Genomic DNA, 18,620 nt, shown 5'->3' on the forward strand with positions numbered 1-18,620 from the left:
GATTTAACCCTGCTGATAACTGCGACGGTCTCATTTCCGCATTCGCAGATGAACTTACCTTTCCTGTTTTTGCCGCTCTCCCTTGGAAGGCGCTCGATCATCGTTAGGCGCCAGCGCTTTTCCCCTTCCGAAAAATTCTCAATCATGTGAATTAACCCTCTGGATTATCCTGAACATTGGGACCACCTTTGACGAAGATCACCCAGTGAGTTTTGTCTGACTTGCCGGTGCGCTGCCAGATGACCGGCTTCTCGTCGGTAAGCGCCAGGATATTGCTTACCGGGATCTGCGTTTCGTTCCATTTGAAGATGAGCACACCGTGTGGCCACAACACCCTGAACGCTTCGGCGAAGCCTGCACGCAAATCGTCGCGCCATGTTTCTTTGTTGAGCCGGCCGTACTTTTTCCCCATCCATGCATTATCACCGACACGCTCGAGGTGCGGCGGATCGAACACGACGACAGGGAAAGTGTTATCGCCAAAAGGGAGGGCGCGGAAATCGGCAATTAGGTCAGGGCTGATAACCAGCTGGCGACCGTCGCAAAGCTCATGCTGCTCGGCGCGGATATCACTGAAGACTGCACGCTCGTCCTGCTTGTCAAACCAGAACATGCGAGACCCGCAGCACATGTCTAAAATTGCCTGCTGCATTACAGCCCCCTCTGCTTATTCTTCATTTCGATAACACCCTGGCATTCCGCGCAGGTCTGGCAGCCGGGAACGGCAGCGCGCCGCGGCTCTGGAATTGGTTCGTCGCATTCTTCACAACGCTCAGCTGATACGGCGTTGTGGTTGATGCGGTGGGCGGAAAGGGCAGCGTTACGCTGAAGCTCTTCAGTCTCTGCTGCGATATCGATGATGTCGGCCATGGTCACTCCTTACCGAGTGCTTTGCTGATAGACGAACGAGCCATTTCAAATGCGGGTGTGAGCCTCTCAACTGTTTCTGCGTCTGCCATGTCGTGAAAGTTTAGGATGTCACCCATTTCATTCATGGCGGTAAGTGATAACTGCAAAGCTTCTAGTAATTCAGGAGCCGCGGCGATTAATTGCGCATTAACCATATCTTCTGTGTATGTCGTCGAATCTCCTGGGCCAATAATTGCCAAGGTTATTCCGCGGGATGTCGACTCAATCAGTACGCTTGAATCAGTTCCAAGTTCATGATGGTCATCATCAACAACTTCCCACGGACCCGGCGTAAAACGTTTCTCTTCCATACTCACTCCATGAACTGTCGGTTAATTCGGTTGAAGGTGAACGCCAGCAATAAAAAAGGCCGCTTTAGCGACCTGGTGAATAGTGTTTTCATGCGGAAATTTCCTTATTCACATAAACCGTAACGGGAAGAGCAAACTGCTGTGTCGAGACTGGCTTTTACCAAGTCGTAAACTTTGCCCCCCCGTCCTGTTTTTGCCCACTCAACAACGTCATCTACACCTGGTGCATTCAGGTTTGCACGCGGGCCATAGAACCCTGACCAGTCGATATGCTGGATATCTGGTGTCAGACCGTATAGTTGTACCGAACGGCCAAGAGGAAGATCGAATGATTTCATCCAGCGTTGGCTTATTTCACCAACACTCATCCAGTGCACCCAGCGGGAGGTAAGGCGAACTTTTAGTTCCCATTCCTTGTGCTTTTCGATGTGCTCAGGCCAGCGGGCTGCTGTCTCTGCTATTTCTTCTTTGGTGCAGAGCACGCAGTTCATGCAGCCAACACGTGCGGCACCCTGTGTATAAAGCGGGTTCGGCTTGATGCCCATGTATTTGTGAAGCGCAAAAACGTCGGTGGCATTCCATTGGTGAATTGGCAGGAAGTTATATAAATAATCTTCATCCCTCATATCGCGGGCGAAACGCTCATATCCTGCGCGCTTTGATGATTCATCAGCCCTTACACCAGACCACTGAACAACAACATCGCCGTCGTCCAACATTGGCTGCATGAACTGGTCATATGCTGCCTGAATTTTCAGTTCATCAGTACAAAACCTGTCGCGAAGCATCGGGAATTTCCCGTGGAGTAGAGCCATGTCCAGAAAGCTGTTTCCAGATGGATGCATTACGGATAGCGCGGCATCTAGAGGAGTCTCAAATTCAATCCTCCACCGTTCAGCAGTGCGCAGCCACGCATGGCCGAATTTGGTATCGGATCGCGCCAATGAAGGCATTACTATTCCACGGTATGCCCCCATGCGGATGACCTGACGTTTAGGCCAGTTCTTTTTCAAGTATGCGCGGCGCTTAGCAAAGTCGTCCTCTGTGTAGATTCGTTTTGCGAACCGCACTGGTTTACATCCGATCTGTTCATGGATGGTTCTGGCGTATTCAACTGTCAGTTCGTGCTCGTTATCGGTATCAGCCATCACACCTTGTACGCGGTCACCAAATAGTGCATGAGCAATCGCCAGAGTAGTGGTGCTGTCTTTTCCTGCCGAATAATTCACAACGATTTTGTGATCGGATGGAATGCGAAATTCAGTGAGATATCGGCTATAGGCAACCTCAACCTCACGAACCATGGTGCTGATATCCGTTGGGACAATAATCATTGCTGCTTCACTCATGATTCCACTCCATACCGGCCATGCATCCGGCCAATAACACTGACAAATTTCACCAGACTGACGCCCATCGGCTTTACCTTCTCGTAGTGCTTGCGAAGGATGGGGGGGCATACAGCGTTCCACTTCGGTTTAGGCTTTGTGCTCATCGCTTTGGTTAGCTCTTCTGCGCAGCGACGAGCCTGGGCGCGGAGGATGTTTTCTTGTTCTTCTGGTGTCATGCAGCCTCCGTCTTCACTACGTCGATGGCGCAGCCGGGTAGTAATTCAACCGAGGCGGTGGCGCATTGATTTCCCCAGTGATCCCAGCCCGGCGCTGCGCTACGGCTAAACAGCTCAATCCGCGGCACATCTCCGTAAAGCAACTCCAGCCGGTGGCGCACTTCCCACGGCTTTTCGCTGTGCGCTCCGAGCGGGCTGTATACCACTTGCTTAATCCCGGCGTGCTTTCGTTCCAGCCCGGCGCCGCGGGTAGCAATCATCAGGTCTTCGGTATTGGCCCGGCTGTGGTTTCCGCCGTTCATGCGCGTCTCGGCGTTAAGCAGATCGAGGAAGTCGTAAAAGTCGGTGATTTCACCCTCGGCCAGCGCCTTGTTGATGCGCAGTTCCGCATTCTGATTCAGCTTCACCCAGGTAAAGCCCTTCATCGTGCGAACGGTAAAACCCCAGGCCTCGGCCAGTTCGATAGCCTCCTGGTTATGCGTGCCGGTGTACCACATCGCCAGCACCGCGTTTTCGGCAGCAAGTTCCCACACTGGCAGGCGCTTGAGGTCGATCAGCTTCATGGTGGAATAGTGGTCGGCGGCGGCTCCGTTGCTGATGGTGTTGCCGTAAGACCAGGGCGGATCGACATACAGAAGTGAGTATCTCGCTGTCATGCATCCTCCCGCTCTGGATCGTTAACATCCCAGCCATTACGCTCAACATTGGTTTGCAGCCACTTATCACCGACCTCTTCGATACTCCGACCTGTCATCTCTGCGACTTCTGCGTTTGTGTGGCGCCACAGGAGCACCAGTTCGTTCTGACTCCAGTCTTTCATCAGTCACTCCTGGTGTGACCGAATCGACCGCGATAATTACGCATGCGATCGTCGGTGTAGTGAGATTGAACAGGCCCGACTACCATCAATCCCGGTCTGAAAGAAGCTTCGAAGTTGTCATTCCAGACTTTCTTTTCGTAGAGTCGCAGCAGGCGTTCATCCATGCCTGTGGTCTGATAATCGTCATTGGCGATAGCTTTAAAGCACCGTTCCAGCACCTCTTCTTTGGTGCCGGAACTGACTGGCGGGCGCAGATATACCGCCCCCTGAAGAGGTGATGACATGATTTAACTCCGTGGGTTTATTTAGTCAGCTTCTGCCAGATGGCTGAAACGTATTTGGCTTGGTGGATGGCATCATCCAGTGCGCTGTGGCGGGTTCCTTCGAATGGAATATCTCGTTTAGGGTCGATGCCGATTACTTTCCCCATCTCCACGACGGTGCGCACATCTCGGTCACTCCACCACTTCCACGGCACTTCCTGACCGGTTAGTGCGTAGCTGTTGCGAAGGATTACGCAGTCGAAAGAAGCACCATTACCCCATACCTGAACAAATTTCGGCTTTGCATGTTTGGAGATGAAATCAGAGAGCCAAGAAAGAGCAGTAGAAAGGTCCTGCGTGTCAGTGGTTAATGCCTTGCGAGCATCCTCTCCTTGTTCCATCCACCACAGGATTGTTGAGGCATCAGGCCGGGCACGGAACCGCATTGATGATTCAAGCGATACGTTAACCTGGAAATCAGTACCAATTTCCCCGGTATTCGGATCGAAGAATACAGCACCAATGGAGATGATCGGCGAGTACGGTCCGTTACCCATCGTTTCGAGGTCAATCATTAAGTGGTTCATATCATTCCTTAAAAAGGGATATCGTCGTCAAAATCCATAGGTGGCTCGTTGTGCTGCTGTGCCGGTTGTCGTTGCGCTAGTTGCTGCTGCGGGCTACTGCCTGCTGGCTTTCCTTCTACTTGTTTTCCGCCAAGCATTTTCATGGTTCCGCCGACGTTAACCAGCACCTCAGTGGTGTACTTCTCTACGCCGGATTGATCGGTCCATTTCCGTGTGCGTAGCTGACCTTCTATATAGACCTGAGAACCTTTACGCAGATATTCGCTGGCTACTTCAGCCAACTTGCCAAACAGCACCACCCGGTGCCATTCGGTCTGCTCTTTCATCTCTCCGGTTGCTTTATCTCGCCATGATTCCGAAGTTGCCAATGTGATATTGGCTACCGCGCCACCATTTGGTAGATAGCGAACCTCGGGGTCTTGCCCGAGGTTGCCGACGAGGATCACTTTGTTTACGCCTTTGCTAGCCATTTATGCCACCTGTTCATTGCCGGTTAATTCTGCCTTTCTGGCCTCATATACTTCCTGTGCTTTCGCCTGCTCTGGCGTGTCTCGTAATGTCCTGAAAGCCTCCGCCCAGGCCGCTTTCAGTTGTTCGAAAGAAGGAGCTGATTCTGCTGTGGCTACAAAGTGAGCAAGGTCTATTTCTGCTTTAGAACGGCCATCATTTAGCCACCCCATCAGTCGCTTACCAACGGTCTCGTCCAGTACCGTGTAATCAGCATTTGAGAACAGACCAGTACGATCTTTTGATGCCGTAGCCGTATGTGTTTCGTGGTTGATGTCGAGAACGGTGGTAAATTCATATTCAACTCCATCTCGCTGCTCTGTCTTCATCCCCAACTTCACAACTTTTTTGCTTCCTTCCTGTTGTGCAGTTTCTGTTTTGCTACGCATGGTGGCCACCAAGTGGCAATTAACACGAAGGATGGCGTCAAGAAACTTGCGATGACGTGGAGTTAATGCGCTCCATGCTGCGTGGGTGTTTCCCTTAAACTTTGTTTTGGCAATAGTGTCTAGATCATCAAGGCAACCACCAACACCGCTCCATTCATGCGAGATTGAGTCGATAATGAGATTGTCATAACCGGCTTCTTCTGCTGCTCCAATGGCTTCAATAAAGCGCTCAGGGCTGAAAGGAGGATCAAGCTCCAGCACATCGAAATCAAAGTCATTTGAGTAGAGTGATGCGCTTCCTTTTTCGGTATCAATCACCGCTGTTTTTCCACCCATGCTTTTGCAGATCATCAGCGCGCTATAAGTTTTTCCTGAACCACTCGGCCCGGTAAGTGCCAGCCGTAGCTTGGCTTTCTTTCTCATGGCTTTTTCGAATTTCATGATGTTTACCTTTTTAGAACGGGCATCCGCCCAAGAAATAACGCTGATTAAGAACCTCGATTCTCGACAAGTTCAGATGCGCTCTCATTCCATCGCGATCACCTTTATAGCGATACCAGAGAGCTTTCTGTGTGCTGAGTCTTCGCTGCAATTGACTCTCTTTCACTGTTCTAGCCAGAGACATGATTGACTCCTGAAATTTGGATGTGCAGATCCCGCCCGCTTTTAGCCAGGCCGATCGGTTGAATAGGGTGGTTAGTGCTGGATAGGGTTGCCGTGACCGTCCAGAAGTACGTCAATCACGCAGTCACTGAGGCGGATTATTTCTGCATCGGTGTGCAGGTAAACCCATTTGCGCTCCTGAATGACTGCTGAGACGCGATAGGTGCGGCCTTCATGCATTGCCATCATGCCGGGCATTACACACTGGCGAATCATTGGTGTCGTTCCGTAGTGTGAAATCATGATTTACCCTCCACCTGCTGCAATAAACCGGCTAAATCCATCTGCCAGCGGTTCATTGTGATTTTCTCGCGGGGTTTATCGACGGAGGTCAGCTGCCACTCGTTATCGTTGAGCTTTTTGGCGGTGTACTGCTTGCCGTTGTGGGTGACTGTTTTGTTACTCATCTTCAACCTCGACAAACTCGTTATCAGCGCTTAGCTGATACCACTTTCCGGCCTTGATACCGTTCTCACCAACCATGCCGGCGCGGATATGAATTAACTCGCCATCTTCATCGCGATAGCAGAGCACAATTGCACCGTTTTCAGATGCTCGCGCTTTACCTTCAATGCCGAGTGATACAGCTACGGAGTGTGATCCAGAAACTTCTGCCGCTGACTGGTAGCCAGTGTTGGTTGCCGCTGACTGGTAGCCAGTGTTGGTTGCCGCTGACTGGTAGCCAGTGTTGGTTGCCGCTGACCAGTCGCCAGTGTTGGTTGCCGCTGACTGGTAGCCAGTGTTGGTTGCCGCTGACCAGTCGCCAGTGTTGGTTGCCGCTGACTGGTAGCCAGTGTTGGTTGCCGCTGACTGGTAGCCAGTGTTGGTTGCCGCTGACTGGTAGCCAGTGTTGGTTGCCGCTGACCGGTTGCCAGTGTTGGTTGCCGCTGACTGGTAGCCAGTGTTGGTTGCCGCTGACCGGTTGCCAGTGTTGGTTGCCGCTGACCAGTCGCCAGTGTTGGTTGCCGCTGACCAGTCGCCAGTCATGATCTGCTGTTCAAGCGACTTGTCAATCTTGCTCCAGATCCATTCGATGCCGCGCTGGATGAACTGCGGAAGCGTTAATTCAGCCTTAATGGTAATGCTGGCGCTGGCGATTTTGGTGTCGCCTTCCTCTTCACGGTCAGTAACACCAAAAGAGATTGTTTCCGCATAGCGGCTGTCTGCTGGCGGATAATAACCAAAAACATCGAAAGGACATTCACAGGCATGAAAACCAGAACCACAAGCCTCTACTTTTCCTTCGTGATGGTAGGTTTCTCCGATCGAAAACTGGTAATTCCGGCACTGCAAATCTTTGTTAAAGCCTTTGTAGGTAATGATAGTTTTCTGTGTCATGGTTATTTCCTTGTGATGCCGATGACGTTCGGCTGACGGAACGAATAGGACTTCTGCGCTTGCGCATTCCGAGAATTTTGGCGGTGGATGGCCGCCGGTTGTCATAAATGGGCAGACTCGAAAATCTGCCTATGTATGGCCGATAAAAAACCCGCCGGAGCGGGTCATTCATTCTTAGGTATGCCGCATAGGGCGTTTAGCGTTTCAACGGGAATGGCAAGTGCGGTGCTGGTAGCTTCACGGCGTTCCACCTCAGGCAAATATGGCACTGCCTCAGGCCACATCTCAGCCAGTTTTTTAACAGTTGAGACTTTGGTTAGAGCGCCCTTAACCTGCAATTTGAAGGCATCAACTTCATCGTAAAGAACGTTGATGGTTACCGTCGATTCAGTGAGTCGGTCGTGTAATTTTCCAACCTTCTTCAGCGTGATGTAACTTTCAGGAACGAAACCCGATTCAACTACCGGCGCGAAGGAAGCCCCGAAGAACAGGTCGCTTTCAAGATCGTGCTTACCAATATGTTTTCCACGGTGGCGATAGCGATGATCCAAACCGTTCCTGGCTAATTCGTGATACTCACCATTGATAATGGCCTTTAAAATTGCAGTTTTAGCGCCGACCTGCATTCTGATGAAGGAGTTATCTTTGAAATCTTCCCGAGCCTTGGTTATTTGCTCATCACTAGTGTTTTCCTGCTTGAGCAATGCCTGTCGAATTTCTTCAACAATTTTCGCCCTCTCATTAACCGCAGTTTTCGCTTTCTCAAACAATGGGGATGCGAGAAGCAGGTTATGGCATAGCTGATTTTTAATTTCGTTGTTAAGACGAATCATTGACTTACCCTCTGTCGTTACCCGCTGATGCGGGAGAAACGCGTTTTGTAGCGCCGTTTATGCGATGAACTCGATGACTTCAGCACCATCCAAATCCCAGTTGCCACAATATCCAACGTTACGGTTGTACCCGAATGCGGACAGGTGACAGTCGATATCCAAGCTAACTGCTGGGTCGATATCAATGTCGCCCAGGTCACATTCAATCATTGCTCCAGACATAAGCTTGAAGACGGCCTTCGGACGGACTACACGTAAGTGGAAGCGAACCGACTCTTCAGCACCAATGGCGTCGATCACCTGGTAGCGCCATTCGTCCGCCATAACCTCAGCTTTGTCAGCGCTACGTGCATCATGGAACGGGAAATATTTGATCTCGGTGTTGCCGTTAAGAACAACTGCGAAACATGCAGACATGGCTTAACCCTCATTCGTTAGCTGCTGATTGCCGCGAATTTGTAGAAATGCTTTGGTGGTGAGCACAGCCGGGCGACTAACTCCGGTCGCGTACTCATTGCCAAGCGCCTTCGCCGAGAAGGTTTGCTTCTGCACTCACCCCAAAACATTCCTGCTTGATACTTCGCCACACTCTCGCAGTGGCCAGCGCCGGTCACCCGGTCACATTTGAAGCTGCTTACGCGTTAACCGGGCGCTAACCGGTTACTCAGTGATGCTTTACGCTTCCTTTCCCTCACTACGCCGCCGTGGGAACCCGACCGTATAAACGCCGTCGTCACGCTGCCTGATAAGGCATCAAGGTGCGGTCTGTCCGTTTTAGTGCTTCATCTCTATTCCTCCTCTTGGTTGATAATTTCCTCTGCAAATCGTTATGCCCTCCGCTTTGATCGCTATGCTGGCGTATGTCTTGCCTCGCCTGTAGCACCATCCTTGATGTCGCAGGGAGCGATCGCACTGCGCAATGTCCGTCCGGTTTGCAGAGCAAATTTCCGAATTGTTAAAGAAGCAGGCGACTTGCTGTCCGCCGCTGGCTAACTTCGCTCAGCTGTCGATGTTTCGTTTCGATGGGCTAACAATAGCTAAAGCGATTATATGAGTCAATCGCCAAAACGATATTTATCATCGATAAAGCGATAATTGCATGATTGTTAAAGCGATTTTTATTGAAATTTATTTACGTGGTATGCTGATTTTTTGGAGGGAGATACGTATGGACCATAAAGAATGGGTTGATAAGCTCCGCTGGCTAAGTCCAGAGCAGATCGTTCAAGTTCACTTTGGGCTTCAGGAGGATATCAAGAAATTTTACAAGCTGAGGGGAGAGGGCGATAACCTCGCAAGGGCCGAGCATTTATGCGAGCAAATGATTGCTCTATCTGAATTGGCGTTCCCGGCTTTGCGTCATGCTCATGACAAAAGGGTGGAAGAATACGAATCGTTAACTGGAAATAAGTATCCCAGTGAATTTTATCCGCCATCACATTATGGATTCTCCCAGTTAGTTGTGATCTTGAAGAAAAGAAAGGATTACGAGCGGATTGAAGAACTTCGTGAAAAGATGATTAAAGAGGGGTGGAGGTGCTAAGCCCGGTTACCGGGCTATGCGAATCTTTTATACTCTATTGACTGTCGTAAAAGCACTCTTGCCATCACATAGAATTGGTCTTCATCACCTGGCTCAACATACCATTTCTCATAAATAGGGTTGTCGGAGATTACAGCCAGGCGGTCACGCTGCATCTGTAGCCGCTTAACGTGCAATGTCTTACCAAAAGCAAAGACATAAACACCATCGCTGTCGAATGCAGTGACTCCGATATCAACAAAGATCTGGTCTCCCGGTGAAATCGTGCCATCCATGCTGTCGCCGCTAACTGTAATGACCTTTATATTTTCAGCAGGGCGGTTGCCAAACAGCGCTCGCGCTTGTTCAGATGTGTATTCGATAGCTCTGATGGTTTCAATGAAATCGCTGGTAACTAAGGAACCCGGGCCCGCACTGGCTTTAACGTCGAGAACATCCACGCGATAGATCCCACTGTTTGGCTTTTTAACCTGGTATAGCGTAGGGGATTCATTTGCGCTACCGGCATACATTTCACCTTCACCAGTAGACAGCCATTCCGGACGCACGCCAAGAACCGATGCGATTTCTACAGTTTTGCGTGAGCTGCTCGCACCATTCAATAGCTTATTAACGCTGGATTGCGCCATCCCTACAGCTTTTGCAAGCCTACCCTGCGTATAGCCTGCGGAAGACATCGCATGAGCCAAGCGCTCAGAGAATTCCATACACACCCCTTAGAAATACTTTCTTTAATCCTATCGCTGGAGCGATTATTTAGCAAAAAATCGCATAGGCGATTGACATTCACCAAAGTGATAACCATAATCGCTTTAAATTGATAGCTGAGGTGATTATGAAAAACCCCGCAGTAGAAAAAGCGATTGCCATCGCTGGCAGCCAGAAAGAACTGGCGAAACGTTGTGGGAAGGCCCAATCAACGATCTGTGACTGGTTGAACGGCAAGAAGCGAATTTCGCCAGTCCACGTACCCGACCTTGTTAATGCGGTTGATGGGGAGATTAAGGCTTACGAGTTCCGTCCAGATCTCCCGGCAATTTTCCCGCATCCGGGTTCCATCGCCTGAGCTGCGTAACAGCTCATCGCTCTTTAACAATCTGGAACCCAATTTAACTGGCTGAGAAATCAGCCAATAAACCTTTTTAACAATGGAATTATCACAAATGGAAACATCAACAACACGCAACAACGTGGAGGCCCGGAGGATAGAGAGCTGGCTACATCGCCAGATCGCCGAGATGGGCACAACGACAATTGCCCAGGTAGCTGGCGTCAACAAATCGACGGTGAGTCGGTGGCGGGAAAATCTGCTGCCGAACATGTCGCTGCTGCTGGCGATCCTGATTTCTAACCGGGATGAGGTGAAAGGGGATTTCGAAGCATGACAGTTTCAAAAATGGCGAAAGCCAGTCTGCGTCAACAGAGCTGGCCTTCAGATGCAAATCGTGTGCACTCATTGCAGGAGGAATAATGGCAAAAAATCCACGCTATTACCATACCGCTGTACATAAAAACATAACCCGCGATCGCTTCATCCGCTCGGTTAATCCGATTGTGGCAGAGAAGATGCGCGCCATCCTGGAAGAACTGAAACGTAAGGAGAGTGGCCGTGGGTAACGTATCTAATTTAGCCGAAGCCAGAGAGGCCAGAAGGCTCCAGAAACCGCGCACGAATGACGGTAAGGGGTTTGCCTTGCTGCACCGTAAAATTATGGATGTGCCGTTCTACAAGGATGCTGAGGCGGCTCATTTATGGGTTCACCTGCTCCTGCGCGCCAATCACGAACAGACACTGGTATCCACGGATGTCGGAGATGTGATCTGCGAACGCGGAGAGTTCATTACCGGGCGTAACACACTGGCAATGGAAACGGGATTGTCTGCTGATCGCGTTAAATCACTGCTCCGTAAATTCCAGAACCTGGGAATGATCACCACCAAATCGAACAACCGTTTTACTGTTCTAAAAGTGGTCAAATATGACGAATATCAGTCAAATTTTTGTCCAGCCGATGTCCAGCCGGTGTCCAGCGCAAACGCAGTTATATCAATGCCTGTGGAGGTGGAGTGTCCAGCCGATGTCCAGCCAGTGTCCACAGATAAAAATATATTAAATAACTTACTACCTAACGGTAGTAAGTATGTCGCAAATGACCAGAAACCCGCTGAAGAGAAAAAGTCCCGTTTGTCATGCGATGAAGTATGGCAATGCCTGAAAGACGAACTGCCTGAAGCCCGGGGATGGAGATGCCTCACTGATGAGCGACGCAATCTGATCCGCACCTTCTGGGGTAAGGCTAACAAGATTGCCCGCAACCTGGACGGCAAGCCGATGGATATGGACGGTTTCAGAAGCTATCTGCGCTACATCGCTCAGAACTGCCGCTGGATGCTTGAAGACCGACCAGACCAGAAATCCGGGAAGACCTGGCGCCGCATGAAATTCGATAAGTTCCTGACCGAAAAGCTCTACATCGAAGTGCGCGAGGGGGATCGTGATGACCGCTGAATTCATGGCTGTACCGCAAAACCTCGAAGCAGAGCAGAGCGTTATCGGTGGCCTGCTGCTGGATGATGACAACAGCGAGCGAGTCCAGAAGGTTCTGGCGATGCTCAAGCCTGAGTCGTTCTACAGCCGACCTCACCAGCTGATCTTTGCCGAGATGCGCCAGATGTTCCGCGACAACAAGCCAGTCGATGGTCTGACATTGTTCGACGCGCTTGAAGGCAAAGGGCTCGCGGAGCAGGTAGGTGGCTTTGCTTACTTGGCGGAGATAGCCAAGAACACTCCCAGCGCTGCAAACATCGTGGCTTACGCAGCATCAGTCCGGGAAGCCGCAATGGAGCGCTACGGTATCAACCGCCTGACCGAAGCTACTGAACTGCTGTATTCCCGCAACGGCATGAGCGCTACGCAGAAGTACGAGGCCATTCAGGGTATTTTCACCCAGCTCGCAGACCATTCAAAAACCGGAAGTCGTCGTGGGTTGCGGTCTTTCGGCGAGGTTATGGATGACTGGGTAGCGGATCTGGAGAAACGGTTTGACCCTTCAGGCGAACAGCGCGGCATGAGTACCGGTATCCCGTCACTCGACCGGCTGCTGGCGCCGAAAGGTCTGGTTAAAGGCTCTCTGTTCGTGATTGGCGCAAGGCCAAAGATGGGCAAGACAACGCTGTACGGGCAGATGGCGATCAACTGCGCGGTTCGTGAGAAAAAGCCAGCACTGATGTTCAGTCTCGAAATGCCTGGCGACCAGATCCTCGAAAAGCTGGTTGGTCAGAAGTCAGGCATTAACCCGAGCATTTTTTACATGCCCGCTACGGATGACGCCGATGACCAGTACCAGGGCGACTACGACGGCGACTTTAAGAAGGCGATCGCCACAGCCGGCCGGCTAAGTGAAATCGACATGCTGTACATCGACGACACTCCGGGCCTGTCCTTGGCGCATATCGTTACCGAATGCCGTCGAATTAAGCGCGAGAAAGGCTGCGTAGGCATGATTCTGGTTGACTACTTGACGCTGATGACCGCCGAAAAAGCCGATCGTAATGACCTGGCCTACGGGATGATCACCAAAGGGTTGAAGAACCTCGCCAAAGAGCTTGGCTGCGTCGTCGTGCTACTGACTCAACTCAACCGCGAACTGGAGAAGCGAGTGAATAAACGCCCGTTACCGAGCGATTCCCGCGACACAGGACAGATTGAGCAGGACTGCGACTACTGGGTTGGCATCCACCGGGAAGGTGCTTTCGATGACAGCGTGCCGCCTGGAGAAACCGAGTTAATCCTGCGACTCAACCGCCACGGCAGTACCGGTACGGTTTATTGCAATCAGATCAACGGGGCAATTTACGACACAGACCAGCAGGCCGCCGCCGCAGAACGCCGCGGGCGCGAGCAGCAGCCGAAAAAGAAAGGGGGCTTCTGATGAAAGGCAAACAGGCAATTCTGCGTTATCTCGAAACGCACCGGACTTTCACCGCAAGGGATGTTGCAAGCGAATACGGAATATCACTGAGTTGCATAACCAAGAACGCTCTTGAGCTTGAGAAGAAGAGGGTGGTCATCCGGCTCAGCAAAGTCTGGCGCACTGTCACATACCGACTTGCGACCCCGGAAGAGCAGGATGGTACTGCTCGAAGCTGCACCAACGGGATATTTCAGGAGTGCCGCAACAGCGCGGCGATGAAGCGGGTTTTGATGGTTTGGGGGAGGGCGTCAGCATGAAATCAACGGTAGAAACAAAAATCAGTGAGTTAGTGAAGTCAGGGCATGAGCTGGCGAAAGAAGTTGCCGCCGCTGGCATCGGTAAGGGGGAATAAGAATGCCTAAATTCACAGACGTACACGACCTGTTAACTGCCTATCAAAAACAGGCGCGGAAAGTACCCGCGAAGGGCGTTTATGCATCAAAACAGCGCCGTGATGAAGTGCAGGCAGCGCACGCAAGAAAGGTAATTCGTCAGCGTAAACGCTCTGTTGGGAAGTCCAATAAATTAGGAGGGCGTCGCCGGGCTGAGGTGTTAGCGGCGCTGATTTGCGAAATGAATTTTTGGGCGCTGGTGTGTCGTTCAAACCGTAAGAATTCTATCCAGGGTGAGGACTAACCCATGACCACTATTACCAGAGAACAATTAATAAAGCGGGCGCAAGCGAGATTAGAACTGATGCAGGAAGCGGCGCAGGAATTCAGCGAAAGCCCTAACGCACAGATGGATTTGCGCCTTGCCGAAATAGCGCTGGCATCGCTTGAGGATGAAATAAAACTACGCCCTGTAGGGGTTATGAGCGAGTCAGCCTTTCATCGGCTTGAACGCAGCGAGTCTCGTTTTATTGCGCTGTGGCCTCGTCCTGGTATCTTTTTGCCGCGCCCGCGTCCAGACGATGGCGTTATCGTTTATGCAAAGGTTGAGGGGGCGTGATGGCTATTGCATCAGGATATTCCATTAACGCCTATTGCGACTGCGAACAATGCGTAAATAACATCGACCCAGTTGGTCGTTGGTGCCGTCAAGAAATGATCAGCGCAACCGGAGAGTCTTACGCAGAATGCGCTGCGCTAATCCGTAGCTATGGCTGGAAGTTAAGTCGCAACAAGATGCATGCGCTTGCACCTGGGCATAAAAAACCGAAATCATGGGGTAAATTATGACAACTAACAACCACCCGGCACACGGCCCTCTCTCAAATTACCGCCTGCACCGCATTCGTGAAATCTTGGGCAAAGCAGCAGCACAAAGTGACGGCGGCAATCTTGGTTACGCAATGTCTGACGCTGTGAAAGCGATTGATGAATTGTTAGCAGGGAGGAAGTCGGAACCTGTGGCGTGGACTGATGAGCAGGAATTGAGAGATGTTGAAAAAGACGGCTTAGGATACCTGTTCACCGTGAATCCAATTACGCCTCACGCAGACCCTCGCAGAGTGATTAAGCTCTATCGCCACGCCCCGCCAGCGCCGGTAGCTCCTGCAACTCTTCCGTGCGCTGTTGAGTTAAAGCCAGGTCTTATTATTGGCAAGGGCTGCAAAACAGAAACTTTGCTGACTGCTCTGCAACGTCGCGCCGACTATTACGCTGAAATTGACGCTATGACGCCGGAAGAACGCGCAGAGCATGACGCCAATATCGAAGCATTCAAAGCCATGTTGCCGCAACCAGCGCCGGTAACTGTGCCAGAGTGCTTCAAGCGCCTTCTCCACCATGCTTACAGCATGACAATGGGGCATGACTGGAACAAGGGTACTATGGCTGGACATCACCGAACCAAGCTGTGTCAGGCTGTTGATGAGTGCCGCGCCGCCATGCTTAACCAGGAGAAGAGCAATGGATAATCGCTATGAAATGGCAGAGCAGAACGGCATGAGCCGAGAGTTTGCCGACTGGTTCTTTGATAACAAAAAGGCTGGCTGCGGAAACGTCTGGTTCATGATGATGGCGGCTATGTGGGAAGGGTGGAAAGGTAATGCCGATATGCAGTCGCTGCCCGGCATCCAGAGCGCTCCAGAACTGAATTCTTTGCAAAATAATGCCGGGTCGGTGCCCATCACCCTGACAGCGAATGAACTGTCTGCAATTCTTAGTTGGATGACGCCACCCTACATCACCAGTGGTACACACACAGACGAGTTCAACGAATTGCGTAATAAAGTCTTTTACGCTCTGCGTGATGCTCAGAACGATGAACCTGTAAGCCAGCCTTACAAGTTGCCAGTTGGCTGGGTGGCTGTGCCGGTTGAGCCGACAACGGAAATGATTAGCTCAGCAATGAGTGACAATAAAACTGGCAGTGTTGGTGAGATTTATGAACTCATGATTGCGGCAGCTCCACAGCCACCAGTCAGCGAACTCACTACAACGCCGGATAAATGGATTCCGGTAAGCGAACGGATGCCGGAGGAAGGCGCTTACATTTCAGCGGTATCACGGCATGGTGAGTACGTGGCGGGACAAGTTAGCGATAGTTGGCTCGATCTGCATGATGGAACATCATTAAGCGTTGATGAAGTGTATCTATGGATGCCGTTACCTCCGCTGTCAGCAGCACCGCAAGAGGGGATGCGGAACCGTATTGAGGAAAAGAAAGTGGCTTTTCGAGAAGAAATGGATATGGGAAGCAGACTAACTAAACAACGATTCAGGGTGAAGTGATGGACTGGCCTACTGCGTTCATGATTGTTGGTGTGGCGTTTGCTGTGGCCGCAATGGTTATATGGGGGTGAGGTAAGCGCTGGCCTACGCCATCGACTGAAAACTGATCCACATTGACATAGCCTGATATCCGGGGCTATATTTCCTGCACGCCAGCAAAATCTGGCGTCGGGATTAGCCTCCCGGATATCACAATGACGCATAGCCGCGTTAGCGGTTTTTTTATGCGCTAAGCACAGTCACATTCGCATTATGGTGGGCTGTGTGGGAGCACTTCGGTGCGCCGGGTTTCATTGTGACCGGTAAGGCTAATCCTGCACAGTTCACCACCAACTGATTAGCCTCAGCGTGGTGATAATCCAAACCAATTGGAGCTATCACAATGACTACCAAACTTGCATTCCATGATACAAAGTTCACTCCAGTAAAGCGCAACAATCAAATCTGGCTCACTGCTGTCGAGATAGCGCAGGCGCTTGGCTATAAAAAATCTGATGCAGTTACTCAGATTTATGACCGTAACTCAGACGAATTCCGTGACGATATGACCTTGACCCTCAATTTGAGTGTCAAGGGTTTTGGGAATGGATCATCAGCGAAAGAGGTTAGAGTTTTCTCCCTTCGCGGTGCTCACCTAATTGCTATGTTCGCCCGCACACCAGTTGCCAAAGAATTCCGTCGCTGGGTGCTGGATATCCTTGATCGGGAGGTTGGCGAGCCAGTAACAAAACCTGTTCCATCCCGCCCGACTCATCGCCACAACCCACCAACCTTCCGCTACATCATCACCCTTACCTACAAAGATGTGGTAACAGGTCAGGAAGAAACCTTCCGTGGCGGCGCTAACACACCAGGTGAAATCATCCAGGGTACGGCTAAGCGGTTCGGCATTTTTGTATCGGAGATGATAGCGATGCCCGTTGGTGCATATTACTAAATCAACGTCACGCAACATTTGATAATCAGTTATCACTGAGCCATAATTAATCCGTCAGCGGCCTGAACAACCCTGACGGACTTCTGCGCATTTAAGGGGACTTAAATGCGACCACAATCTGAACTCTTCACCTTTCCACAGATGCTTTCTGGCACCTGCGATTTTCTGCATTCTGCGTTACCTCCCGGAGGTGGCGTATGAAACAGCAATTTCACCTCGTAAACGAATCCGTTAAGCAGAACGCCATCAACTTCATCCGTGATCTGCCTGTCGACGATAAGCGCCCGCTGATTCTTGATATCAAAGAGATGACCCGCACGCTCCAGCAAAACAGGAAGCTTTGGCCGCTGCTGAAAGACCTCTCCGATCAGGTTCTCTGGTTCGGCAACAAATACGACTCAGACGACTGGAAAGATTTGATAACCGCAATGGTCGCCAAATCCAAGAAACAGGAGCAAAGAATGGCTCCTGGTCTGGATGGCGGCATTGTGATGTTCGGACAGCGTACCAGCAAGATGACTGTGCGTCAGATGGTAGAAGTCATCGAGGCTATCTACTGGTTCGGCACTCAGCAGAACGTCAAATTCAGCAACAAATCCCGTATTGAAATTGAATGGGCTAAGCAGTGGGGTGATCGCAATGCGTAAACCAACCCGCCGCAGCTGCAAAATCTGCAAGACCAAATTCACTGCTACCTACGGCAACGTCTGGTGGTGCTGTCCTGAGCACGGCTTCGAGTACAGCCAGTTGCTGTTGGCTAAGAAGAAACTGGCAGCAGAGCGCAAACGCAAGCAGGAAACTCAACAGGAACGGCGCTCTCTCAAGGTCAGAAAGGATGCTCTCAAGTCTAAATCACAGTGGGATAAAGAAGCTCAGGCGGCGTTTAACCGTTACATCCGAATCCGTGATGAAGGAAAGCCCTGCGTCAGTTGCGGAAGCCCGCTAACAGGAAAAAGTAACTACCTGACCGGCAGCGCCATAGACGCGAGTCACTACCGTTCGCGCGGCGCGGCATCGCATCTAAAATTCAACGTTTTTAACGTCCACTCGGCCTGTACTCGCTGTAACCGACAGTTGAGTGGCAACGCTGTTGAATACCGAATCCGCCTTATTGAGCGTATTGGTCTGGAACGCGTCGAGCGACTGGAAGCAGATAACGAGCCGCGCCGGTTCGATATCCCATACCTTCGGCGCATCAAATCCATCTTCACACGCAAAGCACGTCAACTAGAGAAGCGCCGAGTTCGTCGTCAGGAGGCCGCATGACACCGTCTGAATTAACAATTCATATCCTCGCGTTT

31 protein-coding genes are annotated in these 18,620 nt (G+C 51.0%); 14 read left to right on the plus strand and 17 right to left on the minus strand.

Annotated elements, in window-relative coordinates:
- Positions 1-151 precede the first annotated feature (151 nt).
- From OGV67_RS07750 to OGV67_RS07825, 16 genes are all read right to left on the minus strand, one after another.
- Positions 152-652, minus strand: coding sequence for a class I SAM-dependent methyltransferase (locus OGV67_RS07750; RefSeq protein WP_286465240.1), 501 nt, complete (start codon positions 650-652; stop codon positions 152-154).
- On the minus strand, positions 652-870 hold the full coding sequence (locus OGV67_RS07755; protein ID WP_286465242.1) for a TraR/DksA family transcriptional regulator: 219 nt from the start codon (positions 868-870) through the stop codon (positions 652-654). The genes OGV67_RS07750 and OGV67_RS07755 overlap by 1 nt, the downstream gene beginning before the upstream one ends.
- A gap of 2 nt (positions 871-872) precedes the next feature.
- The gene (locus tag OGV67_RS07760; RefSeq protein ID WP_286465244.1) at positions 873-1,220 is read right to left on the minus strand and encodes an XkdD/Y8K6 family phage-associated protein; all 348 of its coding nucleotides are present in this window, start codon (positions 1,218-1,220) and stop codon (positions 873-875) included.
- Between the two features lie 104 nt (positions 1,221-1,324).
- Positions 1,325-2,569: a phosphoadenosine phosphosulfate reductase domain-containing protein gene (locus tag OGV67_RS07765; RefSeq protein WP_286465245.1), complete on the minus strand. Its 1,245-nt coding sequence runs from the start codon at positions 2,567-2,569 to the stop codon at positions 1,325-1,327.
- The gene (locus OGV67_RS07770; RefSeq protein ID WP_286465246.1) at positions 2,566-2,787 is read right to left on the minus strand and encodes a hypothetical protein; all 222 of its coding nucleotides are present in this window, start codon (positions 2,785-2,787) and stop codon (positions 2,566-2,568) included. The genes OGV67_RS07765 and OGV67_RS07770 overlap by 4 nt, the downstream gene beginning before the upstream one ends.
- A complete protein-coding gene (locus tag OGV67_RS07775; RefSeq protein ID WP_286465248.1) occupies positions 2,784-3,443 on the minus strand; it encodes an MT-A70 family methyltransferase in 660 nt (219 codons plus the stop codon). Before OGV67_RS07775 ends, OGV67_RS07770 begins: the two co-directional genes overlap by 4 nt.
- Positions 3,440-3,607 carry a hypothetical protein gene (locus tag OGV67_RS07780; RefSeq protein ID WP_286465249.1) on the minus strand — a complete coding sequence of 56 codons (168 nt, stop codon included), beginning with the start codon at positions 3,605-3,607 and terminating at the stop codon, positions 3,440-3,442. Before OGV67_RS07780 ends, OGV67_RS07775 begins: the two co-directional genes overlap by 4 nt.
- On the minus strand, positions 3,607-3,891 hold the full coding sequence (locus OGV67_RS07785) for a hypothetical protein (RefSeq protein WP_286465252.1): 285 nt from the start codon (positions 3,889-3,891) through the stop codon (positions 3,607-3,609). The genes OGV67_RS07780 and OGV67_RS07785 overlap by 1 nt, the downstream gene beginning before the upstream one ends.
- Positions 3,892-3,908: 17 nt before the next feature.
- Positions 3,909-4,457, minus strand: coding sequence for a 3'-5' exonuclease (locus tag OGV67_RS07790; protein WP_286465253.1), 549 nt, complete (start codon positions 4,455-4,457; stop codon positions 3,909-3,911).
- 8 nt (positions 4,458-4,465) lie between these two features.
- Positions 4,466-4,927 carry a single-stranded DNA-binding protein gene (locus tag OGV67_RS07795; RefSeq protein WP_286465255.1) on the minus strand — a complete coding sequence of 154 codons (462 nt, stop codon included), beginning with the start codon at positions 4,925-4,927 and terminating at the stop codon, positions 4,466-4,468.
- Positions 4,928-5,794 (minus strand): ATP-binding protein, encoded by an 867-nt coding sequence (locus OGV67_RS07800; protein ID WP_286465258.1) that lies wholly within the window; start codon positions 5,792-5,794, stop codon positions 4,928-4,930. It abuts the gene before it with no gap.
- Between the two features lie 255 nt (positions 5,795-6,049).
- Complete coding sequence (locus tag OGV67_RS07805) at positions 6,050-6,259, minus strand: cell division protein FtsZ (protein WP_200065104.1); 210 nt, start codon at positions 6,257-6,259, stop codon at positions 6,050-6,052.
- Positions 6,256-6,423: a hypothetical protein gene (locus OGV67_RS07810; RefSeq protein WP_286465261.1), complete on the minus strand. Its 168-nt coding sequence runs from the start codon at positions 6,421-6,423 to the stop codon at positions 6,256-6,258. Before OGV67_RS07810 ends, OGV67_RS07805 begins: the two co-directional genes overlap by 4 nt.
- Positions 6,416-7,354 carry a DUF7666 domain-containing protein gene (locus OGV67_RS07815; RefSeq protein ID WP_286465263.1) on the minus strand — a complete coding sequence of 313 codons (939 nt, stop codon included), beginning with the start codon at positions 7,352-7,354 and terminating at the stop codon, positions 6,416-6,418. The genes OGV67_RS07810 and OGV67_RS07815 overlap by 8 nt, the downstream gene beginning before the upstream one ends.
- 164 nt (positions 7,355-7,518) lie before the next feature.
- On the minus strand, positions 7,519-8,187 hold the full coding sequence (locus OGV67_RS07820) for an Nmad5 family putative nucleotide modification protein (RefSeq protein ID WP_286465264.1): 669 nt from the start codon (positions 8,185-8,187) through the stop codon (positions 7,519-7,521).
- A 57-nt stretch (positions 8,188-8,244) separates the two neighbouring features.
- On the minus strand, positions 8,245-8,604 hold the full coding sequence (locus OGV67_RS07825; protein ID WP_286465266.1) for a hypothetical protein: 360 nt from the start codon (positions 8,602-8,604) through the stop codon (positions 8,245-8,247).
- A gap of 751 nt (positions 8,605-9,355) precedes the next feature.
- Between OGV67_RS07825 and OGV67_RS07830 the strand changes: the two genes are divergently transcribed.
- Complete coding sequence (locus OGV67_RS07830) at positions 9,356-9,730, plus strand: hypothetical protein (RefSeq protein WP_286465268.1); 375 nt, start codon at positions 9,356-9,358, stop codon at positions 9,728-9,730.
- Positions 9,731-9,744: 14 nt separating this feature from the next.
- On the opposite strand, the gene OGV67_RS07835 is transcribed toward OGV67_RS07830, so the two are convergent.
- On the minus strand, positions 9,745-10,437 hold the full coding sequence (locus tag OGV67_RS07835; RefSeq protein ID WP_286465269.1) for an XRE family transcriptional regulator: 693 nt from the start codon (positions 10,435-10,437) through the stop codon (positions 9,745-9,747).
- Between the two features lie 128 nt (positions 10,438-10,565).
- On the opposite strand from OGV67_RS07835, the gene OGV67_RS07840 reads away from it, so the two are divergent.
- From OGV67_RS07840 to OGV67_RS07900, 13 genes are all read left to right on the plus strand, one after another.
- The gene (locus tag OGV67_RS07840) at positions 10,566-10,796 is read left to right on the plus strand and encodes a transcriptional regulator (RefSeq protein ID WP_286465270.1); all 231 of its coding nucleotides are present in this window, start codon (positions 10,566-10,568) and stop codon (positions 10,794-10,796) included.
- A gap of 97 nt (positions 10,797-10,893) precedes the next feature.
- Entirely contained in the window at positions 10,894-11,115 is a 222-nt protein-coding gene (locus tag OGV67_RS07845) for a CII family transcriptional regulator (protein WP_286449455.1), read from the plus strand.
- Between the two features lie 85 nt (positions 11,116-11,200).
- Complete coding sequence (locus tag OGV67_RS07850; RefSeq protein WP_015571544.1) at positions 11,201-11,347, plus strand: hypothetical protein; 147 nt, start codon at positions 11,201-11,203, stop codon at positions 11,345-11,347.
- Positions 11,340-12,239, plus strand: coding sequence for a DNA replication protein (locus OGV67_RS07855; RefSeq protein ID WP_286465272.1), 900 nt, complete (start codon positions 11,340-11,342; stop codon positions 12,237-12,239). The genes OGV67_RS07850 and OGV67_RS07855 overlap by 8 nt, the downstream gene beginning before the upstream one ends.
- The gene (locus OGV67_RS07860) at positions 12,229-13,662 is read left to right on the plus strand and encodes a DnaB-like helicase C-terminal domain-containing protein (RefSeq protein WP_286465274.1); all 1,434 of its coding nucleotides are present in this window, start codon (positions 12,229-12,231) and stop codon (positions 13,660-13,662) included. Before OGV67_RS07855 ends, OGV67_RS07860 begins: the two co-directional genes overlap by 11 nt.
- Positions 13,662-13,961, plus strand: coding sequence for a protein ren (locus OGV67_RS07865; RefSeq protein ID WP_286465276.1), 300 nt, complete (start codon positions 13,662-13,664; stop codon positions 13,959-13,961). The genes OGV67_RS07860 and OGV67_RS07865 overlap by 1 nt, the downstream gene beginning before the upstream one ends.
- On the plus strand, positions 13,901-14,056 hold the full coding sequence (locus OGV67_RS07870) for a hypothetical protein (protein WP_286465516.1): 156 nt from the start codon (positions 13,901-13,903) through the stop codon (positions 14,054-14,056). The genes OGV67_RS07865 and OGV67_RS07870 overlap by 61 nt, the downstream gene beginning before the upstream one ends.
- A gap of 287 nt (positions 14,057-14,343) precedes the next feature.
- A complete protein-coding gene (locus OGV67_RS07875) occupies positions 14,344-14,655 on the plus strand; it encodes a hypothetical protein (protein WP_286465278.1) in 312 nt (103 codons plus the stop codon).
- A gap of 226 nt (positions 14,656-14,881) precedes the next feature.
- Complete coding sequence (locus OGV67_RS07880) at positions 14,882-15,565, plus strand: hypothetical protein (protein WP_286465279.1); 684 nt, start codon at positions 14,882-14,884, stop codon at positions 15,563-15,565.
- Positions 15,558-16,382 carry a DUF551 domain-containing protein gene (locus tag OGV67_RS07885; RefSeq protein WP_286465281.1) on the plus strand — a complete coding sequence of 275 codons (825 nt, stop codon included), beginning with the start codon at positions 15,558-15,560 and terminating at the stop codon, positions 16,380-16,382. The genes OGV67_RS07880 and OGV67_RS07885 overlap by 8 nt, the downstream gene beginning before the upstream one ends.
- Before the next feature lie 382 nt (positions 16,383-16,764).
- Positions 16,765-17,319, plus strand: a complete 555-nt coding sequence (locus OGV67_RS22090) for a BRO family protein (protein WP_353654556.1) — start codon at positions 16,765-16,767, stop codon at positions 17,317-17,319.
- A gap of 197 nt (positions 17,320-17,516) precedes the next feature.
- Complete coding sequence (locus tag OGV67_RS07895) at positions 17,517-17,966, plus strand: recombination protein NinB (protein WP_286465282.1); 450 nt, start codon at positions 17,517-17,519, stop codon at positions 17,964-17,966.
- Positions 17,959-18,585 (plus strand): recombination protein NinG, encoded by a 627-nt coding sequence (locus OGV67_RS07900; protein WP_286465285.1) that lies wholly within the window; start codon positions 17,959-17,961, stop codon positions 18,583-18,585. Before OGV67_RS07895 ends, OGV67_RS07900 begins: the two co-directional genes overlap by 8 nt.
- Positions 18,586-18,620: the final 35 nt, after the last annotated feature.

It is taken from the genome of Citrobacter sp. CK188 (assembly GCF_030333525.1).
In the GTDB taxonomy this organism is placed as follows: Bacteria; Pseudomonadota; Gammaproteobacteria; order Enterobacterales; family Enterobacteriaceae; genus Citrobacter_B; species Citrobacter_B koseri.